This window comes from Flavobacterium sp. LS1P28, assembly GCF_003970335.1.
In the GTDB taxonomy this organism is placed as follows: Bacteria; Bacteroidota; Bacteroidia; order Flavobacteriales; family Flavobacteriaceae; genus Flavobacterium.
Genome location: NZ_RYDI01000002.1, coordinates 147,736 through 168,345 on the forward strand (window position 1 = coordinate 147,736; position 20,610 = coordinate 168,345).

Sequence of the window (20,610 nt, forward strand, 5' to 3'; positions counted from 1 at the left end):
AAAAAATTTCTGTAAATCAATCTTTTCATGATTGATTTACAGATGCATGGGTTTTTTTTGGGTTGTTGTAATTGTTAAAAATCAGTTTCGCTAAACTAGCATGGATTCATAAAGGCACTAATTTCATTATTTGAAATTTTGGGATTGGCTCCTTCATTTTTGGCTACAATGGCTCCTATTGCACAAGCGAAATCAATTGCTTCTTGGGGATCGGCATCCTTTAATAGTTTAGAAAGCAATCCGGCTAAAAAAGAATCTCCGGAACCCACGGTATCTACAACATCTATTTTATAGCCACTATTGTAGTACATTTTTTCATTGTAATACAACACCGCACCATGATTTCCTTTTGTAACGCAAATGTGTTTTGTATTCGTTTGTGTAGCAATAAATAGAATATTTTGCTCTAATGAATGGTATGGTGAATTCATAAAAGCACTTATTTCATACAATTCCTCATCATTAAATTTTATAAAATCTGACTGCATCATCAAATTAATCAGTAGTTCCTTAGTGTAAAAAGGAGCACGTAAATTAACATCGAAAACGGCATATTTTGCATAGTTAATTATTTCTAATAGGGAATCGTGCGAAACAGAATCTCTACATGCAAGACTCCCAAAAACTAGTGCATCTGCTTTCTTGACCATTATTTCGTCTTCCGGAATACATATAATTTTGTCCCAAGCAACCGGATAATTGATTGTGTATGAAGCAGCTCCTTTCTCATTTAATTGAACAATGACTTGTCCGGTAGAAGCGTTTTTATCAACTTGAATCGTATCGGTAACAACTCCATTTTTTTTAACAAAGGCAAGGAGTTCTTTTCCAATTTCATCATTTCCTACCCGGCTTATTATTTGAGCATCAATACCAAGTGATGCTAAACGCAGCGCCACGTTCAATGGCGCTCCTCCGATTTTTTGGTGCGTTGGGAAAACGTCAAATAAAACTTCCCCGAAACAGATTATTTTTTTGGTCATAATTATTCTTTTTTTGACAAACTTTCAGATAGTTCTTCTAATGTTCTCCCTTTGGTTTCCGGCATTTTTGTAAATACCCAAAGCAATTGGAAAACCATCATTATGCAGAAGACGGCAAAAACGGTTGTTGTTCCAATCTCTTTAAACAAAAACGGAATGAATGATGGGATTAATGCTGCTAAAATCCAATGTACAGAAGTGCCAAAAGAGGTTCCGGCAGCTCGAAGTTTATTAGGGAACAATTCAGAGATAAATACCCAAATGACGGCTCCTTGACCTATGGCGTGTGAGGCTATAAACAAAAAGAAAAATAACGGAACAGCCATTCCTTTCCATTCAAAATAAAAGGCGGTTGTCACTAATCCTAGAGAAATAATGTATCCTACCGAACCCAAATACATGAGCGTTTTTCGGCCATATTTATCTATTAGCGAGATTCCAATCATGGTAAATATTAAATTGATTATCCCAATTCCGATACTACTCAAAAAAGAGGCAGATTTTTCTAATCCTGCCAATTCAAAAATTCGAGGCGCGTAATATAAAAAAGCATTAATTCCGGAGAGCTGATTGAAAAAGGCAATAAAAAACGCTAAGAGCAATGGTTTTCTATATTTAGCCATGAAAATAGATTCGTTTTTCCCCTCCTGAACAGTTTCTTTTTCTATAGCAGCAATTTCCGCTTCTACTGCTGCGTCACTATTGATTTGTTTCAAAATAGCGACTGCTTTTTGTCTGTCTTTTTTGTATTCTAAAATCCAACGCGGACTTTCCGGGATTCCAAATACCAGAAGTGTGTAAATGAAAGATGGAAACGCTTGTATTCCTAACATCCATCGCCAGGCATTTTCTCCTATATCTTGCAAATAGTAGTTGGATGTAAAGGCGATTAAAATCCCAAAAACAATATTGAATTGGTACAAAGCAACCAGTTTTCCACGGTCTTTTGCAGGAGCAATTTCAGAAACATAGGTTGGAGCAGCAATGGTTGAAGCGCCAATACCAATTCCGCCAAGAAATCTAAAAACGGAAAAGAAAATGGGATCATTTGCGAATGCAGTTCCAATGGAAGAAACCAAAAACAGTAATCCTATAATTATTAGAGTCTTTTTCCGACCTAAAATATTCGTTGGAAACGCACCAAAAATAGCGCCAATAACCGTTCCCCATAATGCGGATGACATCACTACTAATCCATGAAACAAATCAGAAGAACCCCATAGTTGTTGCAATTGTTTATCTGCTCCTGAAATTACGACGGTGTCAAATCCAAATAGAAATCCTGCAAAGGCAACGATAATGGACCAATAGAGTATTTTTTTGTTATTCATTATTCTGTTTTTTTTAGTTAGTGGTTTTGGTTATTATAAATGAATTTTATTACCAGATTCCTTTTATTTCAGCAATACTAAAATTTTTAATTTCTTGATTTTCATCGGATTGAATGGTTAGTTTGGTATATGGTTTGTTAGGGAAAATTTGTTCTGTGAAACTGTAAACGCCACCGTTGAGGAAAATTTCTATTGAGGACCAATCTACTATGATTTGATAATCAATAGCCTCAGAAATTATATTTGGAATTTTGGTGTTGTGTATTTCTTCTCCAAAACTTTTTTCAAAATTGACTACGCCGGAATATCTTCTGTCAACAGAAAAAGTCTTTCGTTTCGCATCGTAATTCATGACCAAAGAATCCTTTACATCATTGGAAAAAACCAATTTTAAATTTTTATTTTTAGCATTAAATTGTACTGCTGATTGATTTAAATATTGGTAATTAAATGTAGTTTTTTGATTCGCTTTTAGGATAATTTCATCTTTAGAAAAGGCTATGGTCTCTTGTTTTTTGAATTGTTCCACAGGAACGTTTTTTAGGACATAATCGCCATTGATTTTTGCAAGCGAAAGTTCTCTTGGCAACGTCATGGCGCTTCTCCAGTTTTTGGTAGGCGTATTTCTGGCATACAGCCAATTGCTCATCCAGCCTATGAATATCCGTTTGTTTTCTGGCGTATTATTGTACGTGACTCCGGCATAGTTATCAGTACCATTGTCAATCCATTTGATGTTTTTTTGGGTGGTTTTAAAACTTTTTCCATCAAAATCACCAATGAAATATTGTGTTCCTGAACCACCAAGTGGTGCACCGGGATTGATGCTAATGAGTAGAACCCATTTTTCTTCATTGGAACCGGCAATTTTTAATTTGAAAAGATCAGGACATTCCCAAACACCGCCATGAGCTCCTATATTTTTACCAAATTCACTTTCAAATTTCCAATTAATTAAATTTTTGGAAGTATAAAATTGTGCATGATCTCCTGCTACTAATACCATATTCCAAAGATTAGTTTCGGTATTCCAGAACATTTTAGGATCTCTAAAATCTTTCTGATCAACATTTCCTATGATTGGATTTCCATTGTATTTGAGCCAAGTTTCGCCTTCGTCTAAGCTATATGCCAATCCTTGCGTTTGATAATTTCTTTTGCCCGCTTTTTCGCCTGCCATGTCGTGATAGGTAAAAATGGCAATCATTGGTGGATTTTCTTTTGTTCCCAAACCAGAAGTATTTTTTAAATCTACAACGGCACTTCCTGAAAATATCATTCCTAATTTGTCAGGAAACAAAGCGATTTTTTGGTGTGTCCAATGGATTAAATCTGTACTTGTGGCGTGTCCCCAATGCATTGGTCCCCAAACGATATCATCTGGGTAATATTGGTAAAATAAATGATAAATCCCTTTATAGAAAACCATTCCGTTGGGATCATTCATCCATTTTTTTTCCGGAGAAAAATGAAATTGTGGTCTAAATGGTTCTTTGTATTTTTTAGAGGAATCTACTGCTAATTTTCCAGAAGCATCAATGGTGATAACATCATTTTTAGTTTCTTTTTTACAGGAAAACAAGGATAAAGAGACTCCCAATAGTATAAAAAAATAGGTGATTTTATTTGTGAACTTCATTAAAAAAAGGATTAATTAGTATAGTATCCTCATAAAAATAGAATTATATTTTGTAATTGTTCATTTGGGACCGATCAAAAACGTTTTCGATTAGTCGAAAACGTTTTCGATTTGTATTCCATATACTATATTGAGCTATTTAATGTTTTTACGAATAATTTATATATGTTTGAAGATATTATTAAAAAATTATATGATGAATTTAACAGTTAAAACATTGGTGTTCATGCTCTTAGTTAGTACTGTGGTTTGTGGTCAAGCCCAATCAGACGAGTGGCACTTATATGCTAATTCCAGAGAGAATTATTTTGGAGTTGCCATGGCCAATGGTCAAATAGGAATCGTTACTGACGACACACCTCTCAAAACAAAAGAAATTATCCTGAATGGTGTGTATGACGGAAGTCCTGAAAATGGGATCAGCAGAATAGTACGCGGAATTGAGTTTTTAAATCTGCATTTGAATATCAATAAGCAAGAAATCAAATCAGACAATATCGATAATTGGAGTCAAGTGGTTTCAATGAAAGAAGGAACGAGTACCACTTCCTTTTCGTTTAAAGATTTGGCCACAATTAATTACACGATTTTGGCTAATAGAGCTGTTCCTTTTTCAGCGATGGCAATTGTCGAAATTACTCCTATTAAGGATATAGAAATTACCGCTAACAATTACATGGTTGTTCCTGATGAACTGAAAGAGGCAAAAAGTCAGTTTCGGGTCTTAAAGGACAATCAGTATTTAATGCCGGTTTTTGGTACTACAGCTAAAACGCTAACCGGTAAATATACAGTGGCCGCTTCAACAACTTTTCTTTTTGATGGTGAAAGCGAAACCTTAAAACAAACCGGAAATGAAGTTGGGTTTACTAAAAAATTGATCAAAGGCCAAAAATACCGTTTTGCGGTTGCAGGAGGAATTTGCACTTCCAAGGATGTTACGGATCCTTTGAACGAATCCGAAAGACAACCTATTTATGCGCTGCAGGAAGGAATTGATAAATTATTGAACCGTCACAAACAAGCTTGGGCTGAATTATGGAAAACGGGTGACATACAAATTGAAGGCGATCTGGATGCGCAACAACGGGTGCGTTTTGCATTGTATAACTTGTATTCTTATATACGTCCAGGAACCAGACAAAGTATTGCGCCTATGGGGTTGTCGTCTCAAGGCTATAACGGACATATTTTTTGGGATACGGAACTTTGGATGTATCCAACGCTCTTGGCACTGCAACCTGATATGGCAAAATCATGTTTGGATTATCGCTCAGATCGTTTGCAAAAAGCAAAACAAAAAGCCTTTATTTATGGGTACAAAGGAGCAATGTATCCTTGGGAATCTGATGATACAGGAGAAGAAGCAACACCAACTTGGGCCTTGACAGGTATTTTTGAACAGCACATCACAGCAGATGTTTCGATAGCTTTTTGGAATTATTACGCCTATACACAAGACACTTCTTGGTTGAAAAAAGAATGGGCGGTTCTTAAAGAAACAGCCGATTTCTGGGTAAGCAGAGTAGTTAAAAATCAAGACGGAAGTTTTTCTATTTTGAATGTAGTTGGTGCCGATGAGTATGCGCAACATGTAGATGACAATGCTTTTACCAATGCATCAGCGATCGAGTCTTTGAAAAATACGATTAAAGCAGCGACACTTTTAAATGAGCCGATCAATCCAGAATGGATAGCAGTATCAGAGAAATTAGTGATTCATAAAAAGGATGGGATTACTCAAAATTATAAAGGATATCAAGGACAAATGATCAAACAGGCAGATGTCAACTTATTAGCATATCCTTTGCATACAATCACTGACAAAGAACAAATAAAAAGAGATTTGGAATATTACGCCGAAAAAATTGATAAAAAAGATGGTCCAGCTATGGCTTCCGGAGTTTTATCGGTTCTATATGCTCGATTGGGAGATAGAGATAAAGCCTATAGTTATTTTGTGAAATCGTATTTACCTAACAGTCGGCCTCCTTTTGGCGTATTTTCGGAATCAGCCAATAGTAATAACCCTTATTTTGCTACTGGAGCCGGAGCAATGCTTCAAGCCGTTATTTATGGTTTTGGCGGAGTGGAACAAACGGATATGGGATTGAAATACAACAAGGGACTGCTGCCAAAACAATGGAAATCACTTAAGATTATTGGAGTGGGAGTGGATAATAAAACAATTGTTATCAAATAATACAGTAACCCGTTGGGTGTAATTACACCAAACGGGTTACTTTAAATAATTTTTGCCACGAATATACAAGCAATCTATTTTGAAGATTGTTATAGTATTCGTGGTTTTTGTTTTTAGAAGCCATTGGGTTTTATTCAATTTAAATTTTCTATAGAAAAAGAGGTATGATTGCTTTTACTATTGTAGGACTGATTGTTTAGATAGAATAAATAGGATGAAGTGATAAATGGTTTAATTATGTAATTTATTCCAAATTTATATTTTAAAGGAGAATACAATTTAGTTATAATACGTCTTGTAAATATGATATTTTTAGCCGTTGAAACAGTGAGTGAAAATTAAATAGGGTATTTATGTCGTGCTATTTTTAGGCATTTAACGCGGCTTATTTTGGATTATCGATTTATTATAAAAAACTTTATTATGATGAGTAATTCGTAATCTTAGTTTGTAAAAAGCTTTTCTATTGAGTAATATACAATTGATTTGAAGTGAAAAAGCCACTAAATTATAATAATATGTTTTTTAGTATCTTTTTTTTGTGTTTAGTATAATTTTAGTATTAATTTTTTAAAGTATTAATTTTAAAATCGAAAACGTTTTCGGCGTAACGAAAACGTTATAGTTTAGTAATATCTTAATATTATCATAAATTTATAATTATGTTTGATGTTAATATTTAAACAAACCAATAAAAAAAATTATTAACCAACTTATTTATTACGTATGAAAAATAGTCTAATTAAAGGCTTGATGGTGTTTCTAACGATGCTGTGTACAAGCTTGACTTATTCGCAAGATGTGTCTGGTACAGTATCTGATGGCAGCGGTCCGCTTCCAGGGGCTTCTGTCTTAGTTAAAGGAACAACAAATGGAGCACAAACTGATTTGGATGGAAAATTTACGATCAAAAATGTAGGCTCAAATGCAGTTTTAGTATTCAGCTACATTGGTCTTAAATCGCAAGAGTTAAATGTTGCAGGTAAGAGCATTATTAGTGTAGTCTTAAAAGAAGATTCTGCAGAACTGAAAGAAGTAATCGTCATTGGTTACGGAACGGTTAAAAAGAAAGATGCAACTGGAGCAGTAGATCAAATTAGCTCTAAAAAATTTGATAACGTAGCCTCTCCTTCTCCAGCACAATTATTAAGAGGTAAAGTAGCAGGTGTTCAAGTTACTCAATCTAGTGGAGAACCAGGTGGCGCGATTTCTATTAGAGTTCGTGGTAATACTTCTGTTCGTTCAGGAAACGGACCGTTGATAGTTATTGACGGTGTTCCGTTAGATGGAGGAAATGTTTCTGCCGGAGGTGATGGTTTATTGGGTGGTTCAACTCCAAGAAATCCGTTGAACTTTGTGAATCAGAATGATATTGAAAGTATGACTGTGTTGAAAGATGCGTCTTCTACAGCTATCTATGGTTCTCGTGGAGCAAATGGAGTTATTGTTATAACGACTAAAAAAGGGAAATCTGCAGAGCCAGAATTAGCTTATTCAACATCTGTTCAGTTTAGTAAAATTGCAGGAGATTTTGGGGTAATGACAGCAGATCAGTTTGTTGCGGCAGGTGGTGATGACCAAAAATCGAGATCATACGATTGGAAAAAGGCAGTTCTTAGATCAGGGATTACTAAAAATCATGATTTATCCTTCAGTAAATCAACAGCTAATTCTAATACTAGATTGTCACTTAGTGCGACAGATACTGATGGTATTGTCAGAAATACTGGAATAGGAAAATACACTGCGTCACTTTATAATTCAAATGACTTTTTTGGTGGTGCTTTGAAAGTGGAAACTAGATTGGTTTACGCAGGTATTAAAGATCAAACAACGCTTATTTCCAATGACGCTGGATTTATAGGTAATATAATTGGTTCCGCTTTGTATTGGAATCCAACATCTCCAATCTACAACACAGATGGTTCTTATAATGTAATAAGTAATACTTTTTTGAATCCAGTACAATTATTGAATTCTTACACAGATTATACCAATACAAGTAAATTATTTGGAAGTGTTGCAGCTACTTATAAAATTAATAGCAACTTTAGTTATAAATTTTTATTCGGTATTGAAAATTCAACTTCTACTAGAAAAAGTCAATTGTTGCCAACAATTGATATACAAGGACCTCAATTTCAAGCAGTAGATCCTATTGATAACACTGTAAAGAGAGGTACTGCTTTTATTTCAACACAAAATAAATTTAACAGAACTTTTGAGCATACTCTGAATTATAACAAAGAATTTAACGAAAATTTTGTTTTTGACGCTTTAGCAGGATATTCCTTCTATGAATATAATTATGACGGTTTTGGCGTCAGTGCAAAAGGATTTAATAGCGACCAATTAAACTTGATTGATAACATAGAAGGTGCTCTTAGTAGAGAGTATCGTCCATCATCGGGTAGAAATAAGGTGGACTTGCAATCATATTTTACAAGGGTTAATGCTACTTTGTTCAAGAAGTTGTTATTAACTGGTACTGTCCGTATTGATGGTTCTAGTAAATTTGGAGAAAATAACAAATACGGAACATTCCCATCTGTAGGTGTTGGTTATAAGGTGGTTGAAAGCGGGGAAGGTTTAGTGAATGATGTCAAAATTAGAGGAAGTTATGGTATAACTGGGAATCAAGAATTTGCTCCTAACTCAGCTATTTCTGCAGGTCAATTTGGCTTAAATGGTACTCCAGTAACGGTTAATAACGCCAATCCAGATTTGAAATGGGAAACTACCACTTCTTCCGGAGTAGGTGTTGATTTTGAATTGATTAACAATAGATTGACAGGTTCTCTTGATTATTATAACAAAAACACTACTGACTTGATATTTCCGAATCAACCAGATGGATCTCAACCAGGGACTTATTTTCCTCGCTTGCTGAATGCAAAAGGAAATTTAATTAACAAAGGGTATGAAATTTCATTAAACTACAAAGTAATTGATTCAGGAGATTTTACTTGGGATGTATCGGGTAATGCCTCTTTTAACTCAAATAAATTTACAAATTTTGCTGGATTCGTTCAAACGGGAGGTTTAAATGGTCAAGGATTATCAGGGGCTTATGCCCAAATTATAACGAATGACAGACCTTTATATTCTTACAATTTGTATGAATGGAGAGGATATGATGCTAATGGGATGTCTATATATGCGGATGCTGCGGGTAATGATACAGGTTTAGGGACAGCTGCTAAAAAGATATTAGACAAGCAGCCGTTGCCAAAAGTTAATGTTGGTTTTTCTACAAGTTTTACTTACAAAAACTTTGATGCAAGTGCTTCTTTTTACGGTGCCTTCGGTCATTATATTTATAACAATACAACGAATGCCTATTTCTTTAAAGGTTCATTCTTAGGAGGAAGAAATACAACTGAAGAAGCTGCAACTTCACCTCAGGCACAAGGTGATCCAAATTCACCATCTACTAAATATCTTGAAAAAGGTGATTTTCTTAGAATGGGTAACTTAACTTTTGGTTATACATTTACAGGAAGTTCATTAGAAAAATTAAGAATAAAATCTGCCCGTTTGTTTGTTAATGGTTCTAACTTATTTATTATCACTAAATATTCTGGGACAGATCCGGAGGTTGATACTGATAAATCATTAAATGGTGTGCCATCTGCGGGTATGGAGTATTTATCATATCCAAGAGAGAAAAGTCTAGGAGTTGGACTAAACGTAACATTTTAATAAAAATAACAATGAAAAAAATAAATATAATTAAAGGTATTTTCTTCGTTAGTACTCTTGCGCTTGGCGTAAGTTGTACGAATCTTGAAGAAGAAGTTTTAGATGGGTATGTAGTTCCTGAAAAAGCAGAAGGTGGAGCCATCAATCCTGTGCAATTCTTATCAACAGCTTATGAGGGATTAAGAAATTTTCAAGGCCAGGGAACAATGTTTGCTTTAAATGAAATGTCTACTGATGCCTTAGTCGGACCTACACGTGGTGGTGACTGGGATGACGCGGGAGTTTGGAGACAGATTCACGTACATACCTGGGGGCCAGATCACAATGAGGTAAGAGGGGCGTGGAACCAGTTGTTATCACAAGTTAATAACTGTAACCTAGTAATTTTTAGCGGCAGTGGGACAGCATCTCAAAAAGCACAAGCACGTTTTTTAAGAGCCTTCTATTATTATCATGTAATTGACTTATTTGGTCAAGTTCCTTACAGAGAGGCGGGAAGTTCTTCTTTAGCAGACCCGAAAGTATGGACTAGATCTGAAGCAACTACTTTTGTAATTAGCGAAGTAGAAGCTGTTCTTGCAGACTTACCAGCTAGAATTGTTGGTGATCCTGGAACTGCTAACAAAGACGCGGCTAATTTTTTATTAGCAAAATTGTATTTGAATAAAGGTGTTTTTACAGCAGCTGATGCTGCAGGTCCTTACACATTTGCTGCCGCTGATATGACAAAAGTTGTTCAGCATGTGAATGCTATTAACAGTAGTTTAGCAACAGACTATTGGGATAATTTTAAGCCAACAAATAATACATCTCCTGAGATTTTATTTGCGTCAAGAAACAGTCCAGGAAACGGAGGGAATATTCAATGTTTCTGGAGAATGGGTATGCATTACAATCAAACTCCTGATGGATGGAACGGTTTTGCTACTGTAGCTGAATACTATGACAAATTTAAATCGACTGATAGACGTGCTAAAAACGATGATGCTTCAATTATTGCTGCTTTCGGAAATCCTGTTGGTTTCCAAATAGGTCAGATATACAAGCCAGGAGGAACTCAAATTGTGCGGGATAGAATCAAAACAGATGCTAATCCTCTTGGTCAACCTTTAAAATATACACGCGAATTGACATTAATTACTAGCGGAGCAACATTAGAGTCTGCAGGTATTAGAGCTCAAAAGTACATTCCGGATGTCGCTAGTTTGGGTTCGCCAGAAAATGATTTTGTTTTAATGCGTTATTCTGATGCTTTATTGATGAAAGCTGAAGCTATCTTACGTGGTGGATCAGGAACAGCTCCTAATATGACCGCATATTTTGCAAGAACTAACAGTGCTGCTGTAACTTTAGATCTAGAAGGTATTTATGCTGAGAGAGGTCGTGAGTTATGGTTTGAAGAGTACAGAAGGAATGATATGATTCGTTTTGGAAAATTTCTTCAGGAAAGAGAGCTTAAAAAGTATGTATCAGATAAGAGGTATGCATTGTATCCAATCCCATCTGCGGCTTTATTTAATGTAAATTTAAAACAAAACCCAGGCTACTAAAAAGTTATTTAAAATCAATTATTTTTGAGTTAGTTATAAAGAGGGTATTTAGTACCCTCTTTATTTTTTTATAATACAGCAAAATGTGTTTTAATTTAATCTTGAGTTCTTAATCAATGTTATAAGTAGTCTTCAAATAATTATAGAAATAAGGAACGTTTTTTTAACTGTTAAGCCTCTATTTTATCTATTTTTAATTTTTTTATATAATGTTTATTATATAAATTAGGCATTTCTAATTACATAATCAAATAGTTTGTAAATATGTTTAATCGTATTTTTTTATTTATTCCTTTAATAATTGTTTTTTCTAACTGTTCTAAAAATAACCCTGGAAACGACGATACTTTGTTCTCTAAAGTAGATGCCTCCCAAACCGGAATTAATTTTATCAATGAAGTGAAGAATGGTGCGGATATGAACATATTCAAGTACAGGAATTTTTATAATGGTGGTGGTGTCGCTATTGGTGATATCAATAATGATGGTCTTTCAGATGTGTATTTTACTTCAAATCTGGGCGATAATAAACTCTACTTAAATAAAGGAAATTTTAAATTTGAAGATATTTCTAAAAAAGCCGGAATCGAAGGAACTAAAACCTGGTCAACTGGTGTCGTGATGGTCGATATCAATGCTGATGGGTTTCTGGATATTTATGTCTGTAATGCCGGAAACAGTATGGGTGACTTGCAACAAAACGAACTTTTTATTAATAATGGTGACAATACTTTCACGGAAAAGGCAGCCGAATACAATCTTGCGGATACGGGCATAACAACTCATGCCGCTTTTTTTGATTATGATAAAGATGGTGACTTAGACGTATATATTCTGAACAACAGTTTTATACCGGTAAGTAGTCTTAATTATTCTAACAAAAGAGATTTAAGAGACAAAGACTGGGATGTGGCTGAAATCCTAAAAGGAGGAGGCGATAAATTAATGCGCAATGACAACGGAAAATTTGTTGATGTCAGCAAAGAAGCAGGCATTTATGGAAGTCTGATTGGCTTTGGTTTGGGCGTTACCGTAGGAGATGTAAACGGAGATTTGTATCCGGATATTTATATTTCTAATGATTTTTATGAAAGAGATTATTTATACATAAACAATAAAAACGGAACCTTTACCGAACAAATTCAGGGATGGACGTCTCATATCAGTCAATCTTCTATGGGTGCTGACATGGCCGATGTAAACAATGACGGGAAAGCCGATATTTTTGTAACCGATATGTTGCCGGAACCGGACGAACGCTTAAAAACGACTACTAATTTTGAAAATTATGATTTATTTACCCGAAAAGTAAATCTCGATTTTTATACGCAGTATATGCAGAACACCCTGCAAATTAATAATGGGAATAATCAATTTCTTGAAATAGCAAATCATGCTGGCGTAGCCAAAACGGATTGGAGTTGGGGCGCATTATTATTTGACATGGATAATGACGGATACAAAGATATTTATGTTTGTAACGGAATTTATAACGATTTAACCAATCAGGATTTTGTAGATTTCTTTGCCAACGAATTCATGCAGAAAATGGTCGTTACGGGCAAAAAAGAAGAAATTCAAACCATTATCAGTAAAATGCCAAGCACTCCAATACCTAATTATGCCTTCAAGAATAACAAAAATCTGACCTTTACGAATGAAGCTTTGAAATGGGGATTAGATACACCAAGTTTTTCTAATGGGGCAGCGTACGGCGATTTAGATAACGATGGAGACCTCGATTTAATTGTCAATAACGTCAATATGGAGGCTTTTATTTATCGAAATAATTCCGAAAAAAACAAAAATAATCATTTCATAAAAGTAAAACTAAAAGGCGAAGGACAAAACACATTTGCGGTAGGAAGTGTCGTGGAGTTGTTCTCAGGCAAAGAAATTCTCAGACAAGAATTAATTCCTTCCAGAGGATTTCAGTCTTCGGTAGATTATGTGATGACTTTTGGAATAGGTACCAAAAAAATTGACTCTTTGCAGGTAATTTGGCCAAATGGAAAGTTTGAAATGATTAAAAAAGTGGTAAATAATACCACGATGAATTTAAATATTGCAACAGCTAAATTGGATTATGTTCCAAAAAACAAGGTGCTCAAGCCATTATTTTCTGAAAAGAAAGCACCGTTTTTAGCCCACAAAGAAAATAATTATGTCGATTTTGATCATGAAGGATTAATTTCTAAAATGCTTTCACAAGAAGGACCTGCACTTGCGGTGGCTGATATTAACGGTGACGGAAATGAAGATGTTTTTATTGGCGGAGCCAAAGGACAAGCCGGAAAAATATATGTGAACAAAGGAAATGGTAATTTCACTCTTTTGGCTCAAAAAGACTTGGAGTCAGATGCCGGTTTTGAAGATACTGCCGCTAGTTTTTTTGATGCCAATAATGACGGACACGTTGATTTATTAGTTGGTTCAGGAGGAAACGAGAAATCAGATCAGGCCAATTATAAAAACCGCTTGTATTTGAATGATGGAAACGGATTTTTTGTGAAAAGCAAAACCAATATCCCAACAACGAACAATAATGTTTCCGTAATTGCACCCTGTGATTTTGATGATGATGGTGATATTGATGTGTTTATTGGAAGCCGAAGTGTTCCTGGCGTATATGGTATAGATCCAAAACATCTACTATTAGAAAACGAGGGAAAAGGTAATTTTGTGAATGTAACAGATAAAAAAGCATTCAAAATAAATACTGTGGGAATGATAACCGATGCCGTTTGGGAAGATATTGATAACGATGCCAAAAAAGATTTAATTCTGGTTGGTGATTGGATGGCACCAATGATTTTCAAAAACACAGGAAGACGATTGACAGCATACAAAACGAACCTCAGTGGTTATACTGGTTTTTGGAATGCTGTGGCTTGTGTTGACCTAAATAAAGATGGAAAAAAAGATTTAATTCTGGGCAATAGAGGGACCAATATGCCTTATAAACCAACCAAAGGAAATCCGTTGAAATTATTTACCAATGATTTTGACAACAACGGAACCATTGAGCAAATAGCTACCCGATCCGTAAATGGAAAGGATTTGCCAATCCATTTAAAACAAGAATTAGCAAGGCAAATTCCTTCTATAAAGAAGAAAAATTTAAGTTATGCCGATTATTCTAAGAAAACGTTTCAGGAACTTTTCACTCCAGAGATCGTTACTAATTCGATTCAGAAAACCGTTGCTATTCAAGAAAGCGTGATTGCCATTAATAAAGGCAATGGAAAATTTGAAATACAAATGCTTCCAAAAGAAGTGCAGTTCTCCAGCGTAAACACTATTTGTGCGATGGATGTAAATAATGACGGAATACTAGACCTGATCTTAGGAGGAAATCAATATGAATTTAAACCTCAGTTTTCCAGATTAGATGCTAATTTTGGGAGTGTCCTCTTAGGAAATAAAAAAGGCACTTTCTCATGGACTCCTTATGACAAATCTGGTTTTTTCATAAAAGGCGAAGTAAAACAACTCAAGGCAATCAAAGACAAAAACAATACGATTTCAATACTAGCCGTTGTAAATGATAATACCCCTAAACTATTTAGACCCAATGAATAATTTTATTAGAATAGGACTCGCATCACTTCTATTTATGGGATGTTCCAAAAAAGAAGGACAGTTGTTTGAAAAATTGTCTTCGGAGGAAAGTAATGTTACATTCAATAATCAATTATTAGAGTCCAAAAACATTTCCATTTTAGATTACCTCTATTACTATAATGGCGGTGGTGTAGCGCTTGGCGACGTCAATAACGATGGTTTGGTCGATATCTATTTTACTTCTAATCAAGGTAAAAATAAATTGTACCTGAATAAAGGTAACAATAAATTTGAAGATATTTCCGCTAAAGCTGGAGTAGAGGGGCAAAGTGATTGGAATGCCGGAACGGTGATGGCCGATGTAAATGGTGACGGATATTTAGATATTTACGTATGTGCCGTAGTAGGAATTAATGGTTTCGAGGGACAGAATGAACTGTTTATCAATAATAAAGACAATACATTTACCGAAAGTGCGGCTGAATACGGATTAGATCTTGATAATTACAGCTCTTCGGCAGCATTTTTTGATTATGATCTGGACGGGGATTTAGACATGTATTTGTTGAATCATGCGGTTCACTCCGAATTGTCTTTTGGCAATGCCGCTACAAGAAATAAAAGAAGTTACGAATGCGGGGATAAATTATTCCGCAATGACAATGGAAAATTTGTAGATGTTAGCGAGCAGGCAGGGATTTTTGGAGGTGCCAATGGCTATGGTTTAGGATTAGCCGTTTCTGATTTTAATTTAGATGGGTATCCGGATATTTATGTGGGGAATGATTTTCATGAAGATGATTATTATTATCTCAATAACGGAGACGGAACTTTTACGGAAAGCTTAAAACAGTACTTTGGACACACTAGCAGGTTCTCTATGGGGCTGGATGTCGCGGATGTGAACCATGATGGTTTCCCTGATATCTTCAGCCTTGATATGCTTCCTGAAGACGAAAAAGTATTAAAATCTTCCTTGGGAGATGATAATTCTCAAATGCTAAAAATGAGAACCGAAAAATTAGGGTATCATTATCAGTATGCCAGGAATATGTTGCAATTAAACCAAGCCGGTAATCATTTTACAGAAACGGCTTTATTAAGTGGACTTTCCGCTACGGACTGGAGCTGGAGTACCTTGTTTGGCGATTATGACCAAGATGGGGAGCAGGATATTTTTGTTTTTAATGGTATTCCTAAGCGACCTAATGATTTAGATTATGTCAAATATTATTCAAACGATCAGATAAAGAGTAAAATCAGTACTACCAAGTTATTGGATAAAGAGGCGTTGAAGCGAATGCCAAAAGGAAATGTGACAAATTATATTTTTCAAGGATCTTCTGATTTGCATTATAAAAACAGATCAGCAGATTGGATAGAAAACGACTCTATTATTTCAAACGGAAGTGGTTATGCCGATATTGATAATGATGGTGATTTAGACGTGATTACTAATAATACAAATAGTATCGCTACCGTCTACATTAATAAAACGGACGGAAAAGCAAACTACCTGAAATTGAAATTGCGGTTTATAGGAAAAAACACCTTTGGGATTGGAGCCAAAGTGATTTCCTATGCCAAAGGAAAAAAACAATTCAAAGAACTGCAAACTACCAGAGGATTTCAGTCCTCATCAGAGCCAATAATTCATTTTGGATACGGAAAAACGACTAAAATAGATTCCTTAGTGGTAATTTGGCCGGATAAAACCTATCAAACTCTGAAGAATTTAAAAACGAATCAAACCCTCACTGTAAAAGCAAATACAAGCAGAAAAGCGTTTGATTACAGAAAATTACACCCTGCTGTTTTGCCCATTTTCAAAAAGGTGGAAACAGGATTGGGAATTGATTTTATACATAAGGAAAATGATTATATTGATTTCTTAGTTCAAAAACTGATTCCATATCAACGTTCTGATCGCGGTCCGGCTACTGCAGTAGGGGATTTAAATGGAGATGGAAAAGAGGATGTCTTCTTTGGTGGTTCCAAAGATAAAAAAGCGACAATCTACTTTCAAAATCAAAATGGATTTACCAAGAAAGGTTTTGCTGCCATCGAAAAGGATTCTGTTTATGAAGATGCTTCAGCAGTAATCGGGGATTTCAATGCAGATAAAAGGAATGATTTAGTAGTGGTTTCTGGTGGGGGCGAAAATGCATCCAATCTGGAAGACCGACTATATCTAAGCAAAGACAATCAATTTCTAAAAGCAACCTTGCCTAAGCTGGCTCAAAACGCATCCGTTGTCAAGGCTTTTGATTACGACAAAGATGGTGATTTAGATATTTTTGTAGCCAATAATTCCGTAAATAATAGATTTGGAAGTATGCCCGATTGTTATTTATTGAACAACAATAAAGGCGTATTCACTATAGTTCAAAACAAAACTTTTGAAAAAATAGGAATGGTTACGGATGCCATTTTTACAGACTTCAATAAAGACGGTCAAACAGATTTAATTGTGGTAGGTGAATGGATGAAGCCTACTTTTTTTGCGAATAAAAACGGTAAATTCACGGATGTATCAACAACTGTTTTTCCTGAAAAAAGCAATGGACTATGGCAGTCAATACTTTCTTTTGATATTGATCAGGACGGTGACGAAGATTATTTGGTTGGTAATTGGGGAATGAATTCTAAATTTAAAGCCTCGCAGGAATTTCCAATGAAAATGTATTACGGAGATTTTGATGCGAACGGGTCTTTTGAAACTATTGTGGCAATAGAAAAAAACGCAAAATATTACACCACTTTAGGTCTGGACGAATTAGTAGAGCAATTCAGTGGCATGCTAAAAAAGAAGTTCAATAGTTACAAATCATTTGCAGGAAAAACTCTCGAGGAAGTTTTTGATCCAAAAATGCTTGCGACAGGAAAATTATTTGAAGTTCATAATTTAAAATCCGGTTATTTAAGAAACGATAAGGGAACCTTTACTTTTATGCCCTTTTCGAATAAAATGCAAGTAGCGACTATCACCAGTTTTGTGAAATCTAATTTTGATTCAGATGCTAGGGAAGAAGTTTTTGCTGCGGGAAATTATTTTGGAGTTACTCCATACCACAGTAGATTTGATGGGTTTTCCGGTGCTTTGATCAAGAACGAAAAAACCATCTTGCTAGGACATCAAATAGGAATTGATTTGACTCAAAAAGCAGTTAAGCATCTGGGGATTATCAATTTTAAAGGCAAAAGATATTTACTAATTACCATCAATAATAAAAAGGCAGAGCTGTACGAAATGCCTTCAGCTAAGAACTAATTTAATAAAAAAAACACACTTAAACCTAGTAAAATGAACTCTAAAATTTATCTTTTAGGACTTATAATGCTCTTTTTGACCTCTTGTGGCAAAGAGATGCCAATTAAAGTATCATCAGCTGATTTTTGTGCTGCAGTTGATACAGTAACAGGAATTATGGTTCATGACATATTTTCGCCGCCAGTAGCGAGTAGAATTTATGTTTATCCCAATGTTGCCGCTTACGAGATTATGGCACAAAACAGCACGAAATACGAAAGTTTACAAGGGCAGTTAAAAGGTCTGGATTCTATTCCTAAACTAGATCCTAAAAGTGGAGTGAATAAAAATTTGGCGGCGCTTATTGCCCATATTGAAGTGAGTAAAGAATTGATTTTTTCTGAGGAAGCTATAGAAAAATATAGAGATAGTTTGTATGAAAAATGGAGCGCTGAAAATCAAAAAGAATTTGATGTTTCCAAAGCGTACGCTTTAAGAGTGGTAGACAGAATAAAAATGTGGATGGGGAAAGATAATTATAAACAAACGCGTACTTTTTCTAAGTTTTCAGTGTATGCAGATCAACCCGGTCGATGGCAACCAACGCCACCCTCTTATATGGATGGTGTGGAGCCGCATTGGGGCGAAATAAGAACTTTGGTTATGGATTCAGCCTCTCAATTTAAAGCCATCCCACCTTATCCTTATTCTACGGATAAAAATTCTGCTTTTTATAAAGAGGCAAAAGAAACCTATGATGTCGGAAATTTAATTTCTGAAAAATTAATTGAAGTCGAAAAAAATCCAAGCAAACCAATTCCTGAGGAATCGGCTATAGCTTCCTTTTGGGATTGTAATCCCTATGCTACAGTCATACAGGGACACATGATGTTTGCAAAGAAGAAAAACACACCGGATGCACATTGGATTAATATCACTAAAATAGCCTTGAAAAAATCGAAATCAGATTTTGAAACTACTGTTTTTGCTTACACTATAACATCTATCGGAATTTTTGAGAGCTTCATTAGTTGTTGGGATGAAAAGTATAGGAGTAATGTTGTGCGTCCTGAAACGTATATCAATCAAAACATAGATGAAAACTGGAGACCACAATTACAAACACCTCCTTTTCCGGAATATGTGAGTGGACACTCTGTGGTTTCGTCGTGTTCGGCAATTATTCTAACCTCGATTTTTGGAGATAATTTTAGTTATATCGATGACTCAGAAGTTTCTTTTGGGTTGCCTAAAAGACCTTTTAAATCATTCAAGCAAGCTGCGGCAGAAGCTTCAATAAGTAGGCTTTATGGAGGAATTCATTACAGAGCCGCTATTGAGAATGGTGTTGTACAAGGCAATAATATAGGACATTACATTAATAATACATTAAAAATGAGTAAAAAATAATGACAGTTAGAAAAAAAAGTATAGTAGTATTAAGCGTTGTGTTGTCCTTGTTTTTAGTTTGGTATTTTTTTCTAAAGCAGGCCGATTATTGTATTTCTTTTAAAGTAAAAGCTGCTACAGGAACCGTATTTCAAGGGATTCAGGAATGGTCGATCCTTCAATTGGAAAATGAAAAAGAAAATTACACTATTCTCGAAAAAAGAAATTTTGATTTTATCAAACAAGAAATGAAAAAAGGAGCTGCCCAAATGGAATATACTTGGGATATTAAGTTTGTAAACGATTCAGTTACAAAAGTAAGTGTTGGAATACACGATTTGAATCATAGTTGGTACAATAAAATAACCGTTCCTTTTTTTAATACGAGTTTCAAAGAGGATCAAATCAAGAAAATAACGAATTTTAAAAATGGTTTAACAGAACATCTAAAAAATTTCAAGGTCAGAATTGACGGGGAAGGTTCCTCCGAAGAAACATTTGTGGCCTATATTAGTTTAAAAAGTGTTTTACAGGAAAAAGCACAAAATATGATTGCGAATGACGCTGTAATTACCGGATTTTTATTTCAAAACAAAATAGAAATAGTTGGAAAGCCGTATGTAGAAATTACAAAATGGGATTTGGATAAAGAAATAATCGATTTTAATTATTGTTTTCCAATTAATAAAAAGACAAAAGTCATTGAAAATGAAGTGGTTAAATTTAAAACCTTACCTGCACGCAAAGGATTAAAAGCGACTTACTATGGTAATTTCAGAACTTCAGACAGAGGTTGGTTTGCCTTGATTGATTATGCAAAAAATCACAACCTTAAATTAGAAAATACCGTTTTGGAACATTACATGGACAATCCTTTTAATGGGGGTGTAGAATCAGAATGGGAAACAAAAATCATCATTCCTTTTGCTTCAAAATAAAGGTTGATTGTCGTTGATTTAAAATAATCGAAAACGTTTTCGGGTCTTCCGAAAACGTTTT

General features: G+C 34.9%; 10 protein-coding genes. 7 read left to right on the forward strand and 3 right to left on the reverse strand.

Annotated elements, in window-relative coordinates:
• Window positions 1-95: 95 nt before the first annotated feature.
• From EKL97_RS02620 to EKL97_RS02630, 3 genes are read right to left on the reverse strand one after another with little or no spacing between them, the layout of a single operon-like run.
• Window positions 96-983 (reverse strand): carbohydrate kinase family protein, encoded by an 888-nt coding sequence (locus EKL97_RS02620; protein ID WP_126563417.1) that lies wholly within the window; start codon window positions 981-983, stop codon window positions 96-98.
• A 2-nt stretch (window positions 984-985) separates the two neighbouring features.
• The gene (locus tag EKL97_RS02625; RefSeq protein WP_126454209.1) at window positions 986-2,314 is read right to left on the reverse strand and encodes a sugar porter family MFS transporter; all 1,329 of its coding nucleotides are present in this window, start codon (window positions 2,312-2,314) and stop codon (window positions 986-988) included.
• Window positions 2,315-2,363: 49 nt separating this feature from the next.
• Window positions 2,364-3,953, reverse strand: coding sequence for a glycoside hydrolase family 32 protein (locus EKL97_RS02630; protein ID WP_126568010.1), 1,590 nt, complete (start codon window positions 3,951-3,953; stop codon window positions 2,364-2,366).
• 196 nt (window positions 3,954-4,149) lie between these two features.
• Here EKL97_RS02630 and EKL97_RS02635 point away from each other — a divergent pair, with 196 nt between their 5' ends.
• From EKL97_RS02635 to EKL97_RS02665, 7 genes are all read left to right on the forward strand, one after another.
• Entirely contained in the window at window positions 4,150-6,156 is a 2,007-nt protein-coding gene (locus tag EKL97_RS02635; protein WP_126568011.1) for a glycosyl hydrolase family 95 catalytic domain-containing protein, read from the forward strand.
• A gap of 726 nt (window positions 6,157-6,882) precedes the next feature.
• Complete coding sequence (locus EKL97_RS02640; protein WP_233588540.1) at window positions 6,883-9,858, forward strand: SusC/RagA family TonB-linked outer membrane protein; 2,976 nt, start codon at window positions 6,883-6,885, stop codon at window positions 9,856-9,858.
• Window positions 9,859-9,869: 11 nt separating this feature from the next.
• Window positions 9,870-11,408, forward strand: coding sequence for a RagB/SusD family nutrient uptake outer membrane protein (locus tag EKL97_RS02645; protein WP_126568012.1), 1,539 nt, complete (start codon window positions 9,870-9,872; stop codon window positions 11,406-11,408).
• 264 nt (window positions 11,409-11,672) lie between these two features.
• Window positions 11,673-14,990, forward strand: coding sequence for a VCBS repeat-containing protein (locus tag EKL97_RS02650; protein WP_126568014.1), 3,318 nt, complete (start codon window positions 11,673-11,675; stop codon window positions 14,988-14,990).
• Window positions 14,983-18,243, forward strand: coding sequence for a VCBS repeat-containing protein (locus EKL97_RS02655; protein ID WP_126568016.1), 3,261 nt, complete (start codon window positions 14,983-14,985; stop codon window positions 18,241-18,243). Before EKL97_RS02650 ends, EKL97_RS02655 begins: the two co-directional genes overlap by 8 nt.
• 33 nt (window positions 18,244-18,276) lie before the next feature.
• Entirely contained in the window at window positions 18,277-19,632 is a 1,356-nt protein-coding gene (locus tag EKL97_RS02660) for a vanadium-dependent haloperoxidase (protein WP_126454194.1), read from the forward strand.
• Window positions 19,632-20,549 (forward strand): GyrI-like domain-containing protein, encoded by a 918-nt coding sequence (locus EKL97_RS02665; RefSeq protein ID WP_126563411.1) that lies wholly within the window; start codon window positions 19,632-19,634, stop codon window positions 20,547-20,549. Before EKL97_RS02660 ends, EKL97_RS02665 begins: the two co-directional genes overlap by 1 nt.
• Window positions 20,550-20,610 lie beyond the last annotated feature (61 nt).